Consider the following 21,593-nt stretch of genomic DNA (forward strand, 5'->3'; position numbering starts at 1 on the left):
GGAACCCGCCATGAGCGAATTCAAACGAATCCCCCCGGAACAGGCGCAGGCCCTGCGTGAACAAGGCGCCGTCGTGGTTGACGTACGCGATCCAGCGACTTTCGCCGCGCTGCACATCAGCGGTTCGAAGCATCTCGATAACCACTCACTGCACGCTTTCATTCAAGGCGCCGACCTTGATGCACCGACCGTCGTGGTCTGCTATCACGGCAATTCCAGTCAGGGCGCAGCCGCCTATCTGGTCAGCCAAGGCTTCTCTGACGTCTACAGCATGGATGGCGGTTTCGAGCTGTGGCGTACGACTTATCCGTCGGAGACCGCGCAAGGCACCGCCGAATAATTTTTTTGCGCAGCGCAGGCCCCGGCTGCCGTGGGCCTGCGCGCGGCAGACGAACGGTCTGCCACAACTAATTACGTATCTCGCCTTTACCTCTCGAATTCCCAACTATCCTTAAGCGCAGGCCATCCAAATCAGGGGAGAGCCGGTACACCGGCGCGCGGGTCATCGGGAGTAGCTTTCGCGGTTTGTCGACCGTGGGAGAATTCTGGGGGGTAAACAGCAGCTGCTACAGCGACTGCTGCCAGCATCGACTGAGTGATCCGGCGTCGGCTCCACGTATCGAGCGAGGTGACGTCATGAGTATCTTTAGCCACTTCCAACAACGCTTCGAATCCACACGCCAGGAAGAACTCTCTCTGCAGGAGTACCTGGAGCTGTGCAAAAACGATCGCAGCGCCTACGTTTCCGCCGCCGAGCGTCTATTGATGGCGATCGGCGAACCGGAACTGCTCGACACTTCGACCAATTCGAGGCTGTCGCGCATCTTCTCCAACAAGGTGATCCGCCGTTATCCGGCCTTTGAAGACTTCCACGGGATGGAAGAATGCATCGACCAGATCGTCTCGTATTTCCGCCACGCCGCCCAAGGCCTGGAAGAGAAGAAACAGATTCTTTATCTGCTCGGCCCCGTTGGCGGCGGTAAATCGTCCCTGGCCGAGAAGCTGAAACAGCTGATGGAGAAGGTGCCTTTCTACGCCATCAAGGGCTCGCCGGTTTTCGAGTCGCCTCTGGGTCTGTTCAACGCCACTGAAGATGGCGCGATCCTCGAGGAAGACTTCGGTATCCCACGACGCTACCTGAACACCATCATGTCGCCCTGGGCGACCAAGCGCCTGGCCGAATTCGGCGGCGACATCAGCCAGTTCCGCGTGGTCAAGCTGTACCCGTCGATCCTCAATCAGATTGCGGTGGCCAAGACCGAACCCGGTGACGAGAACAACCAGGACATCTCGGCGCTGGTCGGCAAAGTCGATATCCGCAAACTCGAAGAATTCCCGCAGAACGACGCCGACGCCTACAGCTACTCCGGTGCGCTGTGCCGGGCCAACCAGGGCCTGATGGAATTCGTCGAAATGTTCAAGGCGCCGATCAAGGTGCTGCACCCTTTGCTGACCGCTACTCAGGAGGGCAACTACAACAGTACCGAAGGCCTCGGCGCGATTCCGTTCACCGGAATTTTGCTGGCTCACTCCAACGAGTCGGAGTGGCATACCTTCCGAAACAACAAGAACAACGAGGCGTTCATCGACCGGATCTACATCGTCAAAGTGCCGTACTGCCTGCGCGTCAGCGATGAAGTGAAGATCTACGACAAGTTGCTCTTCAACAGCTCCCTGTCCAAGGCGCACTGCGCACCGGACACCCTGAAAATGCTCGCGCAATTCACCGTGCTGTCGCGCCTCAAGGAGCCGGAAAACTCCAACATCTATTCGAAGATGCGCGTCTACGACGGTGAAAACCTCAAGGACACTGATCCGAAGGCCAAGTCGATTCAGGAGTACCGCGATTCGGCCGGTGTCGACGAAGGCATGAACGGCCTGTCGACCCGCTTCGCCTTCAAGATCCTCTCCAAGGTGTTCAACTTCGACCCGCACGAAATCGCCGCCAACCCGGTGCACCTGCTCTATGTGCTGGAGCAGCAGATCGAACAGGAACAGTTCCAGGCCGAAACCCGCGAACGCTACCTGCGCTATCTGAAGGAGTACCTGGCGCCGCGCTACATCGAGTTCATCGGCAAGGAAATCCAGACCGCTTATCTGGAGTCCTACAGCGAATACGGTCAGAACATCTTCGACCGCTACGTGCTGTACGCGGATTTCTGGATTCAGGATCAGGAGTATCGCGACCCGGAAACCGGCGAGATCCTCAACCGCGTGGCCCTGAACGAAGAACTGGAAAAAATCGAAAAACCTGCCGGCATCAGCAATCCGAAGGATTTCCGCAACGAGATCGTCAACTTCGTCCTGCGCGCCCGGGCCAACAACAACGGCAAGAACCCGACCTGGCTCAGCTACGAAAAACTGCGGGTGGTCATCGAGAAGAAAATGTTCTCCAACACCGAAGACCTGCTGCCCGTCATCAGCTTCAACGCCAAGGCCAGCAAGGAGGATCAGCAGAAACACAACGACTTCGTTACGCGAATGGTTGAACGTGGCTACACCGATAAACAGGTACGCCTGCTGTCCGAATGGTACCTGCGGGTCCGCAAGTCGCAGTGAGGCAGCTGCAAGCTATAAGCCACAAGCTGCAAGAACAAAGCGCGTGAACCCGAAAACACGGGCATTCGCTTCTACTTGCAGCTTGCAGCTCAAAACTTGAAGCTCCCCGGAGGGGCCTTATGAGCTATGTGATCGACCGACGCCTCAATGGCAAGAACAAGAGCACGGTAAACCGCCAGCGTTTTCTGCGGCGTTACCGTGACCACATCAAGAAGGCTGTCGAAGAGGCAGTCAGTCGCCGCTCCATCACGGATATGGAGCACGGCGAGCAGATCAGTATTCCCGGTCGCGACATTGACGAACCGGTGCTTCATCATGGTCGCGGCGGCAAGCAGACCGTGGTGCATCCCGGTAATAAAGAGTTCACGGCCGGTGAACATATCGCCCGCCCACCGGGGGGCGGTGGCGGACGCGGTCCGGGCAAGGCGGGGAATTCCGGCGAAGGCATGGACGAGTTCGTCTTCCAGATCACTCAGGAAGAGTTCCTCGAATTCATGTTCGAAGACCTTGAATTGCCGAATCTGGTCAAACGCAACCTGACCGGCACCGACACGTTCAAAACCGTACGCGCCGGGATCAGCAACGAAGGTAACCCTTCACGCATCAATATCATCCGCACCCTGCGCTCAGCACATGCACGTCGTATTGCCCTGTCCGGTAGCAGCCGGGCAAAGCTTCGTGAAGCCAAGGAGGAGCTGGCACGGCTCAAGCGCGAAGAACCGGACAACTTCGGCGATATTCAGGAACTCGAGGCTGAAATTGAAAAACTCAGCGCACGCATTCACCGCGTGCCGTTTCTCGATACCTTCGATTTGAAATACAACCTGCTGGTCAAGCAACCCAACCCCAGTTCCAAAGCAGTGATGTTCTGCCTGATGGACGTTTCCGGGTCGATGACGCAGGCGACCAAGGACATCGCCAAGCGCTTTTTCATCCTGCTGTACCTGTTTCTCAAGCGTAACTACGACAAGATCGACGTGGTGTTCATCCGTCACCACACAAGCGCCCGGGAAGTGGACGAAGAGGAGTTTTTCTATTCTCGTGAGACCGGCGGCACCATTGTTTCCAGCGCCCTGAAGCTGATGCAGGAGATCATGGCCGAGCGCTATCCGAGCAATGAGTGGAATATCTACGCCGCTCAAGCCTCCGACGGCGACAACTGGAACGACGATTCGCCGATCTGCCGCGACATCCTGATCAATCAGATCATGCCATTTGTGCAGTACTACACTTATGTGGAGATCACCCCGCGCGAACACCAGGCCCTGTGGTACGAATACGAACGCATCGCCGAAGCCTTCTCTGACACGTTTGCGCAGCAGCAACTGGTCTCGGCCGGAGATATCTATCCGGTCTTCCGTGAACTCTTCCAGCGCAGGTTAGTGACATGACCGCCAAAGAGCAGAAACGCCAACCGATTTCCACCGGCTCCGAATGGACATTCGAGCTGATCCAGACCTACGACCGCGAAATCGCCCGGATCGCGGCCCGTTATGCTCTGGACACCTACCCCAACCAGATCGAAGTGATCACCGCCGAACAGATGATGGACGCCTATGCCTCAGTGGGCATGCCGCTGGGCTATCACCATTGGTCGTACGGCAAACACTTCCTCAGCACAGAGAAATCCTACAGCCGCGGGCAAATGGGCCTGGCCTACGAGATCGTGATCAACTCCGATCCGTGCATCGCCTATCTGATGGAAGAAAACACCATCTGCATGCAGGCCCTGGTGGTGGCTCACGCCTGCTATGGCCACAACAGCTTCTTCAAGGGCAACTACCTGTTCCGCACCTGGACCGATGCCAGTTCGATCATCGATTATCTGGTGTTCGCCAAGCAGTACATCATGCAGTGCGAGGAACGCCACGGCATCGACGCCGTAGAAGATCTGCTCGACTCCTGCCATGCCTTGATGAATTACGGCGTCGACCGCTACAAGCGGCCGTATCCGATTTCCGCCGAAGAGGAACGCCGGCGGCAAAAGGACCGTGAAGAGCACCTGCAAAAGCAGATCAATGATCTGTGGCGCACCATTCCCAAAGGCGCGGACAAATACAGCGATAAGGACAACGCCCGCTTCCCGGCCGAACCACAGGAAAACATCCTCTATTTCATTGAGAAACACGCACCGCTGCTGGAGCCGTGGCAGCGCGAAATCGTGCGCATCGTGCGCAAGATCGCCCAGTATTTCTATCCGCAGCGCCAGACCCAAGTCATGAACGAAGGCTGGGCAACGTTCTGGCATTACACGCTGATGAATGATTTGTACGACGAAGGCCTGGTCACCGACGGCTTCATGATGGAGTTCCTCACCTCGCACACCAGCGTGGTGTTTCAGCCTGGCTTTGACAGCCCGTACTACAGCGGCATCAATCCCTATGCGTTGGGTTTCGCCATGTATCGCGACATTCGGAGGATGTGCGAAGAACCCACCGAAGAAGATCGCCGCTGGTTCCCGGACATCGCCGGCTCCGACTGGCTGTCGACTATCAAGTTCGCCATGAGCAGTTTCAAGGACGAGAGTTTCATCCTGCAGTACCTGTCCCCCAAGGTGATACGCGATCTGAAGCTGTTCAGCATTCTCGATGACGACCAGAAAGACGACCTGCTGGTGCCGGCCATTCATGATGAGGGCGGCTACCGGATCATCCGGGAAACCCTGGCAGCGCAATACAACCTCGGCAATCGTGAGCCGAACGTGCAGATCTACAGCATCGATCGGCGCGGTGATCGCTCGCTGACCCTGCGCCATCAGCAACACGATCGCAAACCATTGGGCGACTCCACCGAAGAAGTGCTCAAGCACCTGCACCGGCTCTGGGGCTTCGACATTCATCTGGAAACCCTGCAAGGCGACCAGATCATGAAAACCCATCACGTGCCGCCACGCAGTGAACACAGCGAAGGCGATTACGGCCGGCTCGATCTGGCCGTGATTCATCTTTGATCCGGTTCCGGCCTCCGAAAGTCTGACGCAAGGGTTATCCTGTCGGACTGACGGAGGTTTTTTATGCAGGTTTACAAGGTTGGCGGCGCGGTACGTGATCGCCTGTTGGGGTTGCCGGTCACTGATGTCGACCGGGTCGTGATCGGTGCGACCACTGAAGAAATGCTCGCCCAGGGATTCCGCCCGGTCGGCGCGGATTTCCCGGTGTTTCTGCACCCGAAAACCGGTGAGGAATACGCCCTCGCCCGCACCGAGCGCAAAAGCGGTCGCGGTTACGGCGGTTTCACTTTCTACGCAAGTCCCGAAGTCACGCTTGAAGAAGATCTGATTCGCCGCGACCTGACGATCAATGCCATGGCCGAGGACGATCAGCTCAACCTGACCGATCCGTACCATGGTCAGCGCGATCTCGAAGCACGAATCCTTCGCCATGTTTCCCCGGCGTTTGCCGAAGATCCGTTGCGAGTGCTGCGCGTTGCCCGTTTTGCTGCGCGTTACGCGGGACTGGGCTTCACGGTCGCCGACGAGACCATGGGGTTGATGCGCCAGCTCAGTGAGTCCGGCGAACTGCAGGCGCTGACTGCCGAACGCAGTTGGAAGGAGATTTCCCGGGCACTGCTGGAAGACCACCCACAGGTGTTCATTCAGGTCTTGCGCGACTGTGGCGCACTCAAAGAGCTAATGCCGGAAGTCGACGCCTTGTTCGGCGTGCCACAGCCGGAGACCCACCACCCGGAAATCGACACAGGCCTGCACACCCTGAGCGTGCTGGAGCAATCAGCCCTGCACAAACAACCACTCACGGTGCGCTGGGCCTGCCTGCTGCATGACCTGGGTAAAGGCCTGACCCCGGAAGAAGAATGGCCCAGGCATATCGCCCATGAGCACACCGGGCTGAAGCTGATCAAAGCGGTCAACGAGCGCTTCAAGGCCCCCAAGGACTGTCAGGAACTGGCGCTGCTGGTGGGGCAGTACCACACCCATGGGCACCGGGCGCTGGAGCTGAAAGCCTCGACGCTGCTGGAGTTGCTGCAGAGTTTCGATATCTATCGCCGGCCGCACCGCTTCGAAGAGTTTATCGCCGCGTGCGAGATGGATGCCCGTGGACGTAAAGGTCTGGAGCAGCGAAGTTATCCACAGGCGGATTACTTGCGCGGAGCGGCGAAAGCTGCACGAGCGGTGGCGGTGCAGCCGTTGCTGGAGCAGGGATTCAAGGGGCCGGAACTGGGTGAAGCGCTGAAGCGGGAACGGTTGAAAGCATTGAAAGCCTACAAAGACGCGGCGACAGCCTAAAAAACTTCGCGAGCAGGCTCGCTCCCACCGGAGACCTCGATCCCACGTGGGAGCGAGCCTGCTCGCGAAAGCGCATTTGATATCACCGCAAATCCGAAGGCGTGAGCTGCTCCCCCCGCCATTCGAACGCAACCGGCGCCAACACCTGATCAATTTGCGCCTCAGCCCACAACGTCGCAAAGCTTTGGCCCACCCCCGGATGCACCCGATCCGGAGCAATCAGTGACAGCGGCCACAGCACAAAGGCGTTTTTCAGGATTTCCGCACGCGGCAGGATCAATCCATCGAAATTACCCACCAGATCGCCATACAACAGCACGTCGATATCCAGCGGCAAGCCCTTGCGATCCGGTGCATAGCGACCGTTATCCGCCTCAATGAATTTCAAGCGGCGATCAAGCTCCATCAACGGCAGATCGGTGTAGGCCGAGACCACGAAATTGAAGAACGGCCCGCTCTTGATGCCCACCGGCTGGCTCTCGAACACCGCCGAACACCGGATATCCACCAGGAACGTGGCCAGCGCATCGAGACCTGCGCGCAAATGGGTTTCGCGCTCGATATTGCTACCGAGCCCGAGGTAGACTTGAATCAGCGACATCCGCGCTCGATCTCCACACCCACACCACCCTTGGCGGCCGGAACGGCGCCCGGCTTGGTCAGTTTCAGTCGCACCCAGGTGATCTTGAATTCGGCCATGAGCACTTCAACCAGACGCTCGGCAAAGGTTTCGACCAACTGGAACTGCGCCTGCTCGGCGAAGGCCTGAATGCGCGTGGAAACACTGGCGTAATCGAGCGCCAGGGTCAGGTCGTCACCGGCGGCAGCCGGGCGATTGTCCCAGGCGAAGCTCAGATCAAGACGCAGGCACTGACGGATGCCACGCTCCCAGTCGTAGGCACCGATCACGGTGTCGACTTCCAGGCCCTCGATAAACACTCTGTCCAAGCACTTCTCTCCGCTGCACGACAAGGGCGCGATGCGCCGTTAGAATCAGGGCGTCCTCGCCCGGAATAGTTAGCATGTTTTGGTTACTGGCGATTCTCGCCTACCTGCTCGGCTCGCTGTCCTTCGCCATTTTGCTCAGCCGCCTGACCGGAAATCCGGATCCGCGAATGAGTGGCTCGGGTAATGCCGGCGCCACCAACATGCTGCGCCTGGCCGGTCGCAAACTGGCGATCCTGACCCTGCTCGGTGATCTGTGCAAAGGCCTGCTGCCGGTGCTGATCGCCTCGGGCGCGGGCCTCTCACTGCAGGATCAGGCCTGGATTGGCGTGTGCGCCGTGATCGGTCACCTGTTCCCTTTGTACTTTCGCTTTCGCGGCGGCAAAGGCGTTGCCACTGCCGCCGGCATGCTGCTCGGCCTGTATCCACCCGCCGCGCTGCTGGCGGTGTGCGCCTGGCTGCTGACGTTCTACCTGACCCGCACCAGCTCGCTGGCGGCGCTGATTGCCACGCCACTGACCCTGCCGTTGCTGGCCTGGCAGGAGCCGGAAGCCTTGCTGCCAATGAGCGCGCTGACCTTGCTGATTGTCTGGCGCCATCGCGGCAATCTACGCGACCTGTTTGCCGGGCGCGAACGGCATTTCTGACTGCCGTCCATGAGCGTCGCTCATTACAGCGCCGACAACTGCTCCATTGGCCAGCGTGCCTGCACGGTGATTGCCAGACTTTCCTGCTGACCGGCCTTCAGGCGCTGGCAACCGGCAAACGCGATCATCGCGCCATTGTCGGTGCAGAACTCAGGGCGCGCATAGAACACATCGCCCTTCATATCGCCGAGCATCTTTTCCAGCGAAACCCGCAACGCCTTGTTGGCGCTGACGCCGCCGGCAATCACCAGCCGCTTCATGCCTGCCTGTTTCAGGGCGCGCTTGCACTTGATGGTCAAAGTCTCCACCACGGCCTGCTGGAATGCCAGCGCGATGTCGCAACGGGCTTGCTCGCCGTCGTCCCCGGCGCTGACGCATTGCTGCCACGTGTTGAGGGCGAAAGTTTTCAAGCCGCTGAAGCTGAAGTCCAGACCCGGGCGATCACACATCGGACGCGGAAAAGTGAAACGTCCTGCGACGCCCTTCTCGGCCAGCTTGGCGATTTCCGGCCCGCCGGGGTAATTGAGGCCCATCATCTTTGCGGTTTTGTCGAAGGCTTCACCGGCCGCATCGTCGAGCGTCTCGCCGAGCAGGCTGTATTGGCCAATACCGTCGACCTGAACCAACTGCGTATGGCCACCGGAAACCAACAAAGCGACGAACGGGAATTGCGGCGGTTTCGGCTCCAGCATCGGAGCCAGCAAGTGGCCCTCCATATGGTGCACGCCAAGCGCCGGAATGCCCCAGGCAAACGCCAGCGCCTGCGCGCAGGAGGCACCGACCAGCAGCGCGCCCACCAGCCCAGGACCTGCGGTGTAGGCGATTGCGTCGATCTCGGTCGGCACACAGTCGGCCTCGGCCAACACCTGACGGATCAAGGGCAGCATGCGTTTGACGTGGTCACGCGAGGCCAGCTCCGGCCCCACACCGCCATAGACGCGGTGCAGGTCGATCTGACTGAACAGCGCGTCGGCCAGCAGACCGCGTTCACTGTCATACAATGCGACGCCGGTTTCGTCGCAGGAGGTTTCTAATCCCAGTACTAGCATGGGTTTGCGCCTTGTTTAGGCTGAATTCGAAGGCGCGCATAATAGTCGCCACGTGATGCCCCGACCAGCGGTTTTCGATCAGAGGCTTTGCATTCCGAGCGATGAGGGGTTAACATCCGCAACCCTTAAAAACCGACGTCTTCAAGTGCTCTTTTGCCGCGAGGATGTTGACCCCGGTAATGAATGAAGGTAGCTCTGGATGCCAGCCGTCAAAGTAAAAGAGAACGAACCCTTCGACGTAGCTCTGCGTCGTTTCAAGCGCTCCTGCGAAAAAGCCGGTGTACTGGCTGAAGTTCGTAGCCGCGAATTTTACGAGAAGCCAACTTCTGAGCGTAAGCGCAAAGCAGCAGCCGCTGTTAAGCGTCACGCCAAGAAAGTTCAGCGCGAACAGCGCCGCGCCGTTCGTCTGTACTAATCCACAGACGTTCGTAGCAAGCTTCTTGCCTAAGCCCGGCCCTCAGCCGGGCTAATGGCATTTGCGTAAAACGCTTGATGCTTCACCGTCGACGCCGCCGATGCGACCGAGACAAATCTGCTTCACCGCGTCAGGCCTGGCTCTTTTGCCAGCGGTGCACGTCTTTTCTGACGAGCCTTTCAAGGCTACTGACGAGCACACCCACTGATTCCTCTTACGACGATCAGCCCAAGGCACCTGCATGTGTGCCCGCTTTATTGAGCTATCCGAGGCCGACAACCGGCCGTCAGCGGATTCAGCGCAACACTTTCAAATAGTCGAAGACTGATAGGTACTAACGTCAGTGGATTTTCGGCAGATACACTTCCCGACAGCGATCACGCAGACGACACCGGTCGAGCCGCACTTTTTGTGCGTTTCCAGCAATGGCCCGCGTCCGACAGCCCGTCGCAACGGATTTATTGCAGCGCAGACGACGAGAACGCCATGGCCGGGCTGATTCCCCAGAGCTTCATTGACGACCTGCTGAACCGCACCGACATTGTCGACGTGGTCAGTTCGCGCGTGCAATTGAAGAAGGCCGGCAAGAACTACACCGCCTGCTGCCCGTTCCATAAAGAGAAAACCCCGTCGTTCAGCGTCAGCCCCGACAAGCAGTTCTATTATTGTTTCGGCTGCGGCGCTGGCGGCAACGCCCTCGGCTTTCTCATGGATCACGACAACCTGGACTTCCCCCAAGCCGTCGAAGATCTGGCCAAAGCCGCCGGCATGGAAATCCCCCGCGAAGAAAGCGGCCGCGAGCGCAAGCCGCGTCAGCCGACCGATTCGCCGCTGTATCCACTGCTCACCGCCGCCGCTGATTTTTACCGGCAGGCACTCAAGAGTCATCCGTCGCGCAAGGCTGCGGTGGATTACCTCAAGGGCCGCGGCCTGACCGGCGAGATCGCTCGGGATTTCGGCCTCGGCTTTGCGCCACCAGGCTGGGACAACCTGCTCAAGCATCTCAGCAGCGACACCCTGCAACAGAAGGCCATGATCGAAGCCGGCCTGCTGATCGAGAACGCCGAAACCGGTAAGCGCTACGATCGCTTCCGCGATCGCGTGATGTTCCCGATCCGCGACACCCGTGGACGGATCATCGCCTTCGGCGGTCGCGTACTGGGCGACGACAAGCCCAAGTACCTGAACTCACCGGAAACCCCGGTGTTCCATAAAGGCCAGGAACTCTACGGCCTCTATGAAGCGCGCAAGAACAATCGCAACCTCGACGAAATCATCGTTGTCGAGGGTTACATGGACGTCATCGCCCTCGCCCAGCAAGGCTTGCGCAATGCCGTCGCCACGCTGGGTACCGCGACCAGCGAAGAACACCTCAAGCGCCTGTTCCGCGTCGTGCCGAACGTATTGTTCTGCTTCGACGGCGACCAGGCGGGCCGCAACCCCGCGTGGCGCGCATTGGAAGCGACCCTGCCGTGCCTGCAGGACGGTCGTCGCGCGCGGTTCCTGTTTTTGCCCGAAGGCGAAGACCCGGACACCCTGGTTCGCGCCGAAGGCACCGACGCTTTCAAGGCGCGCATCAATCAGCACGCGCAGCCGCTGGCCGATTATTTTTTCCAGCAACTGACCGAAGAGGCCGACCCGCGCTCGCTTGAGGGCAAGGCGCACATGGCCACCCTCGCCGCACCGCTGATCGACAAGGTGCCGGGCGCGAACCTGCGCATCCTCATGCGTCAGCGCCTGACCGAAATCACCGGCCTGAGCAGCGAGACCGTCAGCCAATTGGTTCAGAGCGCACCGCAGGAAGCACCGCCCGCCTACGATCCGGGCTTCGATTACGACGCCATGCCGGACTACAGCGACTACCATCAGCCGCAGGCACAGGACATGTACGCGCCGCAGCAGGAATGGACGCCGAAGAAACCCGGCGCCGGCGGCAAGAAGTGGGACAAGAAACCGTGGGACAAGAACGGCAAGCGTGGTGGCGACCGCGAACAGCAGCGCCCGCGCACGCCGATTGGCGTCGAATCGCCAACCCTGACGGCATTGAGAACATTGCTCCATCATCCGCAACTGGCCAAGCGCGTTGAAGACGCCGGGCATATTGCCGATGAAAATCAGACCAACGCCCAGTTGCTTGTGGCGCTGCTCGAAGCCGTACAGAAGAATCCCAAGCTAAACTCATTTCAGTTGATCGCGCGATGGCACGGTACTGAACAGGGTCGCTTGCTCAAGGCGCTGGCAGAAAAGGAATGGCTGATTGACGGAGATAACCTTGAACAACAGTTTTTCGACACCATTACTAGCTTGTCCGCCCGCCAACGCGAGCGAAATCTCGAACAGTTACTCAGGAAAGCGCGGCAAAGCGAACTGAGCGTCGAAGAGAAAAATCAACTGCGCGACCTTTTAAGTCGCAATGTTTCCGCATCAAACCCGACCTCAACTGGCGCGTGAGGTCATAGCTCAGGTATAATCCTCGGCTTGTTTTTTGCCCGCCAAGACCTTCAGTGGATAGGGTGTTATGTCCGGAAAAGCGCAACAGCAGTCTCGTATTATTGAGTTGATCAAACTGGGTCGTGAGCAGAAGTATCTGACTTACGCCGAGGTCAACGACCACCTGCCCGAGGATATTTCAGATCCGGAGCAGGTGGAAGACATCATCCGCATGATTAACGACATGGGGATCCCCGTACACGAGAGTGCTCCGGATGCGGACGCCCTTATGTTGGCCGACGCCGATACCGACGAGGCCGCTGCGGAAGAAGCAGCCGCTGCGTTGGCGGCGGTGGAGACCGATATCGGTCGCACCACTGACCCGGTGCGCATGTACATGCGTGAAATGGGTACGGTCGAGCTTCTGACCCGTGAAGGCGAAATCGAAATCGCCAAGCGGATCGAAGAGGGCATTCGTGAAGTGATGAGCGCAATTGCGCACTTCCCTGGCACGGTTGACCACATTCTCTCCGAGTACACCCGCGTCACCACCGAAGGTGGTCGCCTGTCCGACGTCCTGAGCGGTTATATCGACCCGGACGATGGCATAGCGCCGCCTGCGGCAGAAGTGCCGCCGCCGGTTGACCCGAAAGCCGTCAAGGCCGACGACGACACTGACGACGATGATGCCGAATCTTCCGATGACGAAGAAGAAGCCGAAAGCGGTCCGGACCCGGTCATCGCTGCACAGCGCTTCGGCGCCGTGGCCGACCAGATGGAAATCACTCGCAAGGCCCTGAAAAAGCACGGTCGTCACAACAAGGCAGCGGTTGCCGAGTTGCTGGCCCTGGCCGAGCTGTTCATGCCGATCAAACTGGTGCCGAAGCAATTCGAAGCCCTGGTCGAGCGTGTACGCAGTGCTTTGGATCGTCTGCGTCAGCAAGAGCGCGCGATCATGCAGCTGTGCGTACGTGATGCACGTATGCCGCGCGCCGATTTCCTGCGTCAGTTCCCGGGCAACGAAGTCGACGAAAGCTGGTCCGACGCCTTGGCCAAAGGCAAGAGCAAGTACGCCGAAGCCATCGGTCGCGTGCAGCCGGACATCATCCGTTGCCAGCAGAAGCTGATTGCGCTGGAAACCGAGACCGGCCTGACCATCGCGGAAATCAAGGACATCAACCGTCGCATGTCGATCGGTGAGGCCAAGGCCCGCCGCGCGAAGAAAGAGATGGTTGAAGCCAACCTGCGTCTGGTGATCTCGATCGCCAAGAAGTACACCAACCGCGGCCTGCAATTCCTCGATCTGATCCAGGAAGGCAATATCGGTCTGATGAAGGCGGTGGACAAGTTCGAATACCGTCGTGGTTACAAGTTCTCGACTTATGCCACCTGGTGGATCCGTCAGGCGATCACTCGCTCGATCGCCGACCAGGCCCGCACCATCCGTATTCCGGTGCACATGATCGAGACGATCAACAAGCTCAACCGTATTTCCCGGCAGATGCTGCAGGAAATGGGTCGCGAACCGACTCCGGAAGAGCTGGGCGAACGCATGGAAATGCCTGAGGACAAGATCCGCAAGGTACTGAAGATCGCCAAAGAGCCGATCTCCATGGAAACCCCGATCGGCGATGACGAAGACTCCCATCTGGGCGACTTCATCGAAGACTCGACCATGCAGTCGCCAATCGATGTCGCCACGGTGGAAAGCCTGAAGGAAGCGACTCGCGAAGTGCTGTCCGGCCTCACTGCCCGTGAAGCCAAGGTACTGCGCATGCGTTTCGGTATCGACATGAACACCGACCATACGCTCGAAGAAGTAGGCAAACAGTTTGACGTAACGCGTGAGCGGATCCGTCAGATCGAAGCCAAGGCGCTGCGCAAGCTGCGCCACCCGACGCGAAGCGAGCATCTGCGCTCCTTCCTCGACGAGTGATACCAGAACCCCCGGCCCAGGCCGGGGGTTTTGTTTTATGGCAGATTAAATTCCCCGCTCCGCCCTCCCCGCCGCGTACCCCGTCTACACTCGAAACAATCATCCCCAAGCCGTGACGAGAGCGTTATGCCCAGACTGGCGCCCGTGCTTTTTCTGCTGTCATTGATGATCTGCACCGCCACGGCTGACGCGCTGACTCTCACCGATGAAGAACGCAGCTGGCTGGCGGCTCACCCTGACTTGCGACTGGGTGTTGACGCGTCGTGGCCGCCTTTCGAATTTCGTGACGATCAGAACCGCTATCAGGGTCTGGCCGCTGACTATATCGACGTGATTCGCCAACGTTTGGCGATCAAGCTGACGCCGATCGAACCGGCAAGCTGGACGGTGGTGCTGGAGCAGGTGAAAAAAGGCAAGATCGATTTGCTGCCGGGAATCATGTCCACGCCGGAGCGCCAGAATTACCTGTCATTTACCCGGCCGTACCTCGACTTCCCGATCGTCATTCTCGCCCATGTCGGCGGCGCCCAGCCGCGCAAACTCGACGACCTCTACGGTCTGAAAATCGCCGTGGTGGAAAACTACGCCCCCCACGAACTGCTGCGTACTCACCACCCCGATCTGAATCTGGTCGCCATGCCCAATGTCAGCTCGGCGCTGCAAGCTTTGGCGACCGATGAAGTGGACGCCGTGGTCGGCGATCTCGCTTCCAGCGTGTGGAGCCTGCGCCAGCTCAAGCTCGACGGCCTCTACGTCAGCGGCGAAACCCCATATCGCTATCAATTGGCGATGGCCGTGCCCCGCGACAACAAGGTGCTGGTCGGGATACTTGATAAAGTCCTCGCCGACATGACCCCGGCGGAAATCAGTAGCATTCAGGAACATTGGGTCGGCAATGTGCTCGACCACCGCACGTTCTGGTCGGACCTGCTGATGTACGGTCTGCCCGGTCTGTTGCTGCTGATGACGATCCTCGCCGTGGTGATTCGCATCAACCGCCGACTGAGTTCGGAAATCAGCCGGCGCATCGACCTCGAACAGGAATTGCGCAGTAGCGAATATCACTACCGTGGCCTGGTAGAGAGCTTGTCGGCGATCGCCTGGGAAGCGCGGATGAGCGACTTCACCTACAGCTATGTTTCGCCCCATGCTGAAGACCTGCTCGGTTATCCACAGTCTCACTGGCTGATTCCGGGTTTCTGGCACAACATCATTCATCCCGCCGACCTGACCCGCACGCAGAACTATTGCAGGGAAGCGCTGCGCCAGGGCCGCGATCACATCGTCGACTATCGCGTGATCACCGCCGACGGCCGCTGCCTGTGGGTGCGCGACATTGTCAGCCTGATCGAGCATGGCCACGAACCGGTGATGCGCGGGTTGATGATCGATATCAGCGAAATCAAACGCACCGAAGAAGCGCTGCGGCTGTCCGAGCAGAAGTTCGCGTCAGTGTTCGAGCAATGCCCGGACATTCTGGTGATTGCACGCCTGTCCGACGGCTGCCTGCTGGAGGTCAACGAGGCCTTTGAAGAGCAGATCGGCCTCAGGGCTGAAGACGTGATCGGCCAAACCGCCACCAACCTCAATATCTGGGGCATCCCCGGCGTCGGCCCGGGCCTCTTGCAGCGTTTGCAGGCCGGCAGCATCCGTAATCTGGAAATGCCCTTTCGCCGCAATAACGGCCAAGTCTTCACCGGGCTGATTTCTGCCGAACCTTTCGACCTCGACACCACGCCGGCGCTGGTGGTCGTGGTGCGCGACATCAGCCAGCTCAAGGAAACCCAACAGCAACTGCAAACCTCTGAAGAGAAATTCGCCAAGGCTTTTCATGCGTCACCGGATGGCCTGCTACTGTCGCGCCAGAGCGACGGACTGTTACTGGAGGTCAACGAAGGCTTCAGCCGCATCACTGGTTTCAACAGCGCCATGTCGGTGGATCGTTCAACCCTGGATCTGGGCATCTGGGTCAACCTCAACGAACGCAAACAGATGCTCGACCTGCTACAACGCGACGGGTTCGTCCGTGACTTCACTTGTCACATCCGTCGCAGCGACGGGCAGATTCGTCTGTGTGAAGTGTCCAGTCGCCCGCTGCCGATCGGCGACGAAGACTGCATGCTGACCATCGCCCGCGACATCACCGAACGCCATCTCATGCAGGAAAAACTGCAGCAGGCCGCGACCGTTTTCGAGAGCACTGCCGAAGGCGTGTTGATCACCGATACCCAACAACACATCAGCGCCGTCAATCGTGCTTTCACCGAAATTACCGGCTATAGCGAAAGCGAAGCACTGGGCCACACGCCACGCTTGCTGGCCTCAGGGCTGCATGACAGCGCTTTCTACGCAGCGATGTGGCATCAATTAACCGACGAGGGCCACTGGCAAGGCGAGATTTCCAACCGGCGCAAGAACGGCGAGCTGTACCCGAGCTGGCTGACGATCAGCGCGGTGCGCAATCGCGACAAGTTCATCACTCACTTCGTCGCGGTGTTCGCCGATATTTCCAGCCTCAAGCATGCCCAGGCCAAGCTCGATTACCAGGCTCACCACGACCCCCTCACCGGTTTGCCCAACCGCACCTTGTTCGAGAGTCGCCTGCAAATGGCCCTGACCAGCCAGCAGGAAAATGGTGGCCAGGGCGCCGTGCTGTTTCTTGACCTAGACCGTTTCAAACACATCAACGACAGCCTCGGCCACCCGGTCGGCGACCTGTTGCTCAAGGGCATTGCCGTGCGTTTGAAAGAGCAACTGCGCGATATCGACACGGTCGCGCGATTGGGTGGTGACGAGTTCATCATCCTGTTGCCAGGCTTGCAGCAAGCCAGCGACGCCGACAACATCGCGACGAAACTGCTCAACTGCTTCGGCGCGCCGTTCCAGGCCGGCGAACACGAGTTCTTTATCAGCGCCAGCATCGGCACCAGCCTCTATCCCCGCGACGGTTGCGATGTGGCCACGCTGGTGAAAAACGCCGACGCGGCGATGTACCGCTCCAAAGCCAAAGGACGCAACCGCGTCGAAAGCTACACCCGCGACCTCACCGCCCAGGCCAGCGAGCGCATAGCGCTGGAACACGAACTGCGCCGCGCCATCGAGCGCGATGAGCTGTTTCTCTATTACCAACCGAAAATCAGCCTGGTCGATCACAGTCTGGTCGGTGCAGAGGCGCTGATTCGCTGGCGCCACCCGACCTTCGGCGACGTGCCGCCCGAGCATTTCATTCCGTTGGCGGAAGAAAACGGCATGATCCTGCAGATCGGTGACTGGGTGCTGGAGACCGCTTGCCGGCAGATGTTCGAGTGGAACGAGATCTACCAACCGTTGGGGCCGCTTTCGGTAAACCTCGCCGGTGCGCAATTGCGTCAGCCCAACCTCTTGGTGCGCATCGAACAACTGCTCAAGGACAACCACCTCAGGCCGGATTTACTGCAACTGGAAATTACCGAGAATTTCATCATGAGTCAGGCAGAAGAGGCGCTGGCGGTGCTGCACCAACTCAAACACCTCGGTGTGCAACTGGCGATCGACGACTTCGGCACCGGCTACTCCTCGCTCAGCTACCTCAAACGCCTGCCGCTGGACATCCTCAAGATTGATCAATCCTTCGTCCGCGGACTGCCTGACGACCCCCACGACGCAGCCATTGTGCGCGCCATCATCGCTCTGGGGCGCAGCATGCAATTCACCGTGATTGCCGAAGGCGTGGAAACCCAGGCGCAACAACAATTCCTCGCTGCTGAAGGGTGCGAACAGATACAGGGCTACATCGTCAGCCTGCCGCTGCCACCGGACGAATTCGCCGCGACGTTTCTGCATGTAACCGTATCGGATTTTTCGGATAGCACAGCCGCGAAACCGTCGTTATAATCCGCCGCCTACTGAGGGCCTATAGCTCAGTTGGTTAGAGCAGAGGACTCATAATCCTTTGGTCCACGGTTCGAGTCCGTGTGGGCCCACCAAATTGAAAAGCCGCGCTTGATGCGCGGCTTTTTTGTGGGTGTAGTTATCCAGTCTTGCTAATACCAACCCAGGAAGAAAGCTGCGCTATCTGTAGGAACATTCTGAAGCGATGTTTCCGGGACGTTTCCAGCCTTGTTAGGCTTTCCTGCCAGCAATTAATCTCCTGACGCCATCGCCGCTCAGGATTGTTTCCATGCTCATGAATGCTGCTCCAACAATCAGGGAAGCAGCCGACCAAGCAACCTGGATCGATCTTGCCCTACCCGACTTGAGAACACTCACGAAAGAACTTCGATCAGCCGCAATTGCAGAAATAAAAAGGGCTGACGATGTAGCGGGTGCCTTGGGAATACTCTTGGAAAACTTCGGATTCATCGATGAGTCCGTTATGGCCGTGACTATCCTGACGCCCATTGGAAACGTTGCGGTTGCGAGAGACAAGCTGGCCCATATCGTTGAGAAACGCCCGGACTCCCGCGAGCGCTATGTGCGACACGCTATCGATACCTTAAAGGGACCCTTTGAAATATGGAAAGTCCGATACGATAACGGCGCACACCGCATGGCTTTCATCAATGCCTATGAGGCAAAAAACGACATGCTTGTGGTTGTGGACATTCGGGATGGACACGTTCTCTGGAATTTTATGCACGCTCCGGCGAGAGCCATGAACAGGCATCGAAAAGGCGAGCTTTTGTATAGGCGGTACATTCTTACGGACAAAAAAAGGGCAGCCATCGGGCTGCCCGTAACATCTAAATCCTGATATTTACATCCCCAGGAAATGGGATGAAGAGGTCTCACCTGACACCGATGTTGCAGCATCGCTGAGGTACCTACATCTGCTAACGCCCTGCAAGGCAGCAGATTTCGCGCTCTTGTTGGCATTCTTGGGAAACAGGGCAGACAAGTCAAATCAATTGTCAGAACATTTGTTTCATCAAATTCATCAGTGACCACTTTGCTATGGCGCAAAAGCCTTTCCTTATTTGCCTGTAAAGTGCGCCTCCCTCCGACTCAACGCCAGTGGAGCTTCCCTTGCCAGACACCCGCCACCCCATCCTCGACGAAATCGACCGCCAGCTGATCGCCGCGTTGCAAATCAACGCCCGCGAAAGCGTAGCCATGCTCGCTCGACAACTGGGGATTGCTCGCACCACCGTCACTTCGCGTCTGGCACGCCTGGAAAAAGCCAAAGTGATCACCGGTTATGGCGTACGCCTCGGCCAGCGCGTGGTCGATGGCGGGCTGCAAGCCTACGTCGGGATCAAGGTGCAGCCGCGTTCCGGCAAGGACGTGCTGCGGCGCTTGAGTGCGATGGCGCAGGTGCAGCAGCTGTGTGCGGTGAGTGGCGAGTTTGATTATGTGGCGTGGTTGCGCACCGATTCGCCGGAGCAGTTGGATCAGTTGCTGGATCAGATTGGCAGCGTCGATGGGGTGGAGAAAACCACGACTTCGATCATTCTGAGCAGCAAGATTGATCGCGGGCAGCCGGTCTGAGCATTGGCCGGGCATTTGGCTGAGCCGCTTCGCAAGCAGGCTCGCTCCCACTTTTTTGGTCGGTATGCAGCCCGCAATCGTCAGTCTGCACAACAATCAGGCAAAACGACGACACATTGCGTCTTATTAACGCGCTCCACGCTCCCTAGAATGGCTGGCATCTTTTCCTATACTGACGCGAATCCTGCGTCGGGTCGCCAATAAGGTCAGCCATGAACAAGAACAATCGCCATCCTGCAGACGGAAAAAAACCAGTCACCATTTTCGGTCCGGACTTTCCGTTCGCGTTTGACGATTGGATCGAGCATCCCGCCGGTCTGGGGAGCATTCCCGAGCAGCACCATGGCGCTGAGGTGGCGATTGTCGGCGCGGGTATTGCCGGTCTGGTGGCTGCGTATGAACTGATGAAACTCGGTTTGAAGCCGGTGGTGTACGAGGCGTCGAAACTCGGCGGTCGTCTGCGCTCGCAAGCCTTCAACGGCACCGACGCCATCGTCGCCGAGCTTGGCGGCATGCGCTTTCCAGTGTCCTCCACCGCGTTCTATCACTACGTCGACAAGCTCGGCCTGGAAACCAAGCCCTTCCCCAACCCGCTGACCGGCGCGTCTGGCAGTACCGTGATCGATCTGGAAGGCGAAACCTACTACGCCGAAAGCCTGAAGGATCTTCCTGCATTGTTTCAGGAAGTGGCTGACGCCTGGGCGGATGCGCTGGAAGCAGGTTCGCAATTCTCCGACATCCAGCAAGCCATCCGTGATCGCGATGTGCCGCGCCTGAAAGAGTTGTGGAACAAGCTGGTGCCGCTGTGGGACGACCGGACTTTTTACGACTTCGTCGCCACCTCGAAAGCCTTCGCCAAATTGTCGTTCCAGCACCGCGAAGTGTTCGGCCAGGTCGGTTTCGGCACCGGCGGCTGGGATTCGGACTTCCCCAATTCGATGCTGGAAATCTTCCGCGTGGTAATGACCAACTGCGACGACCATCAGCACCTGGTGGTCGGTGGCGTCGAGCAGGTGCCGCAGGGCATCTGGCGCCATGTGCCGGAGCGCTGCGTGCACTGGCCGGCGGGCACCAGCCTGAAATCCCTGCACCGTGGCGCGCCGCGTTCCGGTGTGAAGAAGATTGCCCACGCACCGCAAGGCCGTTTCGCCGTTACCGACAACAACGGTGACACCCGCGAATATGCCGCTGTGCTGACCACCTGCCAGAGCTGGCTGCTGACCACTCAGATCGAATGCGACGAAACCCTGTTCTCGCAGAAGATGTGGATGGCCCTCGACCGCACGCGCTACATGCAGTCGTCGAAAACCTTCGTGATGGTCGACCGGCCGTTCTGGAAGGACAAGGATCCAGAAACCGGCCGCGATGTGATGAGCATGACCCTCACCGATCGCCTGACCCGTGGCACCTATCTGTTCGACAACGGCGACGACAAACCGGGTGTGATCTGCCTGTCGTACTCGTGGATGAGCGACGCGTTGAAAATGCTCCCGCATCCGGTAGAAAAACGCGTTGAACTGGCATTGAACGCGCTGAAAAAGATCTACCCGAAAGTCGACATCGCCGCGCGGATCATTGGCGATCCGATCACCGTATCGTGGGAAGCCGATCCATACTTCCTCGGTGCTTTCAAGGGCGCCCTGCCCGGCCATTACCGCTACAACCAGCGCATGTATGCGCACTTCATGCAGGACGACATGCCGGCCGAGCAACGCGGGATCTTCATCGCTGGCGACGATGTGTCATGGACGCCCGCGTGGGTTGAAGGCGCGGTGCAGACCTCGCTCAACGCGGTGTGGGGCATCATGAAACATTTCGGCGGCTCGACACATAAAGAGAACCCCGGCCCGGGTGATGTGTTCAAAGACATCGGCCCTATCGCCCTGCCCGAGTAAGAGGATTC

General features: G+C 58.7%; 16 protein-coding genes and 1 tRNA gene. 14 read left to right on the plus strand and 3 right to left on the minus strand.

Annotation, left to right across the window (positions count from 1 at the left end; genetic code table 11):
- Positions 1-10: 10 nt before the first annotated feature.
- The 5 genes from glpE to OC605_RS05485 all read left to right on the plus strand — a co-directional run bounded on the left by glpE (position 11) and on the right by OC605_RS05485 (position 6,802).
- Positions 11-340 carry a thiosulfate sulfurtransferase GlpE gene (gene glpE, locus OC605_RS05465; protein WP_016772893.1) on the plus strand — a complete coding sequence of 110 codons (330 nt, stop codon included), beginning with the start codon at positions 11-13 and terminating at the stop codon, positions 338-340.
- 296 nt (positions 341-636) lie between these two features.
- Positions 637-2,559, plus strand: coding sequence for a PrkA family serine protein kinase (locus tag OC605_RS05470; protein WP_016772892.1), 1,923 nt, complete (start codon positions 637-639; stop codon positions 2,557-2,559).
- A 119-nt stretch (positions 2,560-2,678) separates the two neighbouring features.
- The gene (locus tag OC605_RS05475) at positions 2,679-3,950 is read left to right on the plus strand and encodes a YeaH/YhbH family protein (protein ID WP_039757709.1); all 1,272 of its coding nucleotides are present in this window, start codon (positions 2,679-2,681) and stop codon (positions 3,948-3,950) included.
- Positions 3,947-5,509 (plus strand): SpoVR family protein, encoded by a 1,563-nt coding sequence (locus OC605_RS05480; protein WP_073476558.1) that lies wholly within the window; start codon positions 3,947-3,949, stop codon positions 5,507-5,509. Before OC605_RS05475 ends, OC605_RS05480 begins: the two co-directional genes overlap by 4 nt.
- 63 nt (positions 5,510-5,572) lie before the next feature.
- Positions 5,573-6,802: a multifunctional CCA addition/repair protein gene (locus OC605_RS05485; protein ID WP_262136454.1), complete on the plus strand. Its 1,230-nt coding sequence runs from the start codon at positions 5,573-5,575 to the stop codon at positions 6,800-6,802.
- Positions 6,803-6,884: 82 nt separating this feature from the next.
- On the opposite strand, the gene folK is transcribed toward OC605_RS05485, so the two are convergent.
- On the minus strand, positions 6,885-7,403 hold the full coding sequence (folK, locus tag OC605_RS05490) for a 2-amino-4-hydroxy-6-hydroxymethyldihydropteridine diphosphokinase (RefSeq protein WP_186568891.1): 519 nt from the start codon (positions 7,401-7,403) through the stop codon (positions 6,885-6,887).
- The gene (gene folB / locus OC605_RS05495) at positions 7,394-7,750 is read right to left on the minus strand and encodes a dihydroneopterin aldolase (RefSeq protein WP_016772885.1); all 357 of its coding nucleotides are present in this window, start codon (positions 7,748-7,750) and stop codon (positions 7,394-7,396) included. The genes folK and folB overlap by 10 nt, the downstream gene beginning before the upstream one ends.
- A gap of 74 nt (positions 7,751-7,824) precedes the next feature.
- On the opposite strand from folB, the gene plsY reads away from it, so the two are divergent.
- Positions 7,825-8,394, plus strand: a complete 570-nt coding sequence (gene plsY / locus OC605_RS05500; RefSeq protein WP_186568892.1) for a glycerol-3-phosphate 1-O-acyltransferase PlsY — start codon at positions 7,825-7,827, stop codon at positions 8,392-8,394.
- 23 nt (positions 8,395-8,417) lie between these two features.
- On the opposite strand, the gene tsaD is transcribed toward plsY, so the two are convergent.
- Positions 8,418-9,443 carry a tRNA (adenosine(37)-N6)-threonylcarbamoyltransferase complex transferase subunit TsaD gene (gene tsaD, locus OC605_RS05505; protein ID WP_262136455.1) on the minus strand — a complete coding sequence of 342 codons (1,026 nt, stop codon included), beginning with the start codon at positions 9,441-9,443 and terminating at the stop codon, positions 8,418-8,420.
- Between the two features lie 199 nt (positions 9,444-9,642).
- Between tsaD and rpsU the strand changes: the two genes are divergently transcribed.
- The 8 genes from rpsU (at position 9,643) to OC605_RS05545 (ending at position 21,585) form a co-directional block, all read left to right on the plus strand.
- A complete protein-coding gene (gene rpsU / locus OC605_RS05510) occupies positions 9,643-9,858 on the plus strand; it encodes a 30S ribosomal protein S21 (protein ID WP_002551877.1) in 216 nt (71 codons plus the stop codon).
- A gap of 486 nt (positions 9,859-10,344) precedes the next feature.
- Positions 10,345-12,309, plus strand: coding sequence for a DNA primase (dnaG, locus tag OC605_RS05515; RefSeq protein ID WP_262136487.1), 1,965 nt, complete (start codon positions 10,345-10,347; stop codon positions 12,307-12,309).
- A 67-nt stretch (positions 12,310-12,376) separates the two neighbouring features.
- Complete coding sequence (gene rpoD / locus OC605_RS05520) at positions 12,377-14,224, plus strand: RNA polymerase sigma factor RpoD (protein ID WP_024014550.1); 1,848 nt, start codon at positions 12,377-12,379, stop codon at positions 14,222-14,224.
- A 126-nt stretch (positions 14,225-14,350) separates the two neighbouring features.
- On the plus strand, positions 14,351-18,097 hold the full coding sequence (locus OC605_RS05525) for a bifunctional diguanylate cyclase/phosphodiesterase (protein ID WP_262136456.1): 3,747 nt from the start codon (positions 14,351-14,353) through the stop codon (positions 18,095-18,097).
- A gap of 15 nt (positions 18,098-18,112) precedes the next feature.
- Positions 18,113-18,189, plus strand: a tRNA-Ile gene (locus tag OC605_RS05530).
- A 194-nt stretch (positions 18,190-18,383) separates the two neighbouring features.
- Complete coding sequence (locus OC605_RS05535; protein ID WP_186568894.1) at positions 18,384-18,956, plus strand: PBECR2 nuclease fold domain-containing protein; 573 nt, start codon at positions 18,384-18,386, stop codon at positions 18,954-18,956.
- A 272-nt stretch (positions 18,957-19,228) separates the two neighbouring features.
- Entirely contained in the window at positions 19,229-19,690 is a 462-nt protein-coding gene (locus OC605_RS05540) for an Lrp/AsnC family transcriptional regulator (protein ID WP_039757699.1), read from the plus strand.
- A gap of 212 nt (positions 19,691-19,902) precedes the next feature.
- On the plus strand, positions 19,903-21,585 hold the full coding sequence (locus OC605_RS05545) for a flavin monoamine oxidase family protein (protein WP_016772878.1): 1,683 nt from the start codon (positions 19,903-19,905) through the stop codon (positions 21,583-21,585).
- The last annotated feature ends 8 nt before the right edge of the window (positions 21,586-21,593 follow it).

Origin of the sequence: Pseudomonas sp. Marseille-Q5117, assembly GCF_946901175.1 — a bacterium.
Taxonomy (GTDB): Bacteria; Pseudomonadota; Gammaproteobacteria; order Pseudomonadales; family Pseudomonadaceae; genus Aquipseudomonas; species Aquipseudomonas iranensis.

What these genes read in the sequence shown, in the direction of transcription:
- glpE (WP_016772893.1), top strand. Translation starts at nt 11, where the DNA reads ATGAGCGAATTCAAACGAATCCCCCCGGAACAGGCGCAGGCCCTGCGT.
- OC605_RS05470 (WP_016772892.1), top strand. Translation starts at nt 637, where the DNA reads ATGAGTATCTTTAGCCACTTCCAACAACGCTTCGAATCCACACGCCAG.
- OC605_RS05475 (WP_039757709.1), top strand. Translation starts at nt 2,679, where the DNA reads ATGAGCTATGTGATCGACCGACGCCTCAATGGCAAGAACAAGAGCACG.
- OC605_RS05480 (WP_073476558.1), top strand. Translation starts at nt 3,947, where the DNA reads ATGACCGCCAAAGAGCAGAAACGCCAACCGATTTCCACCGGCTCCGAA.
- OC605_RS05485 (WP_262136454.1), top strand. Translation starts at nt 5,573, where the DNA reads ATGCAGGTTTACAAGGTTGGCGGCGCGGTACGTGATCGCCTGTTGGGG.
- folK (WP_186568891.1), bottom strand. Translation starts at nt 7,403, where the DNA reads ATGTCGCTGATTCAAGTCTACCTCGGGCTCGGTAGCAATATCGAGCGC.
- plsY (WP_186568892.1), top strand. Translation starts at nt 7,825, where the DNA reads ATGTTTTGGTTACTGGCGATTCTCGCCTACCTGCTCGGCTCGCTGTCC.
- tsaD (WP_262136455.1), bottom strand. Translation starts at nt 9,443, where the DNA reads ATGCTAGTACTGGGATTAGAAACCTCCTGCGACGAAACCGGCGTCGCA.
- rpsU (WP_002551877.1), top strand. Translation starts at nt 9,643, where the DNA reads ATGCCAGCCGTCAAAGTAAAAGAGAACGAACCCTTCGACGTAGCTCTG.
- dnaG (WP_262136487.1), top strand. Translation starts at nt 10,345, where the DNA reads ATGGCCGGGCTGATTCCCCAGAGCTTCATTGACGACCTGCTGAACCGC.
- rpoD (WP_024014550.1), top strand. Translation starts at nt 12,377, where the DNA reads ATGTCCGGAAAAGCGCAACAGCAGTCTCGTATTATTGAGTTGATCAAA.
- OC605_RS05525 (WP_262136456.1), top strand. Translation starts at nt 14,351, where the DNA reads ATGCCCAGACTGGCGCCCGTGCTTTTTCTGCTGTCATTGATGATCTGC.
- OC605_RS05535 (WP_186568894.1), top strand. Translation starts at nt 18,384, where the DNA reads ATGCTCATGAATGCTGCTCCAACAATCAGGGAAGCAGCCGACCAAGCA.
- OC605_RS05545 (WP_016772878.1), top strand. Translation starts at nt 19,903, where the DNA reads ATGAACAAGAACAATCGCCATCCTGCAGACGGAAAAAAACCAGTCACC.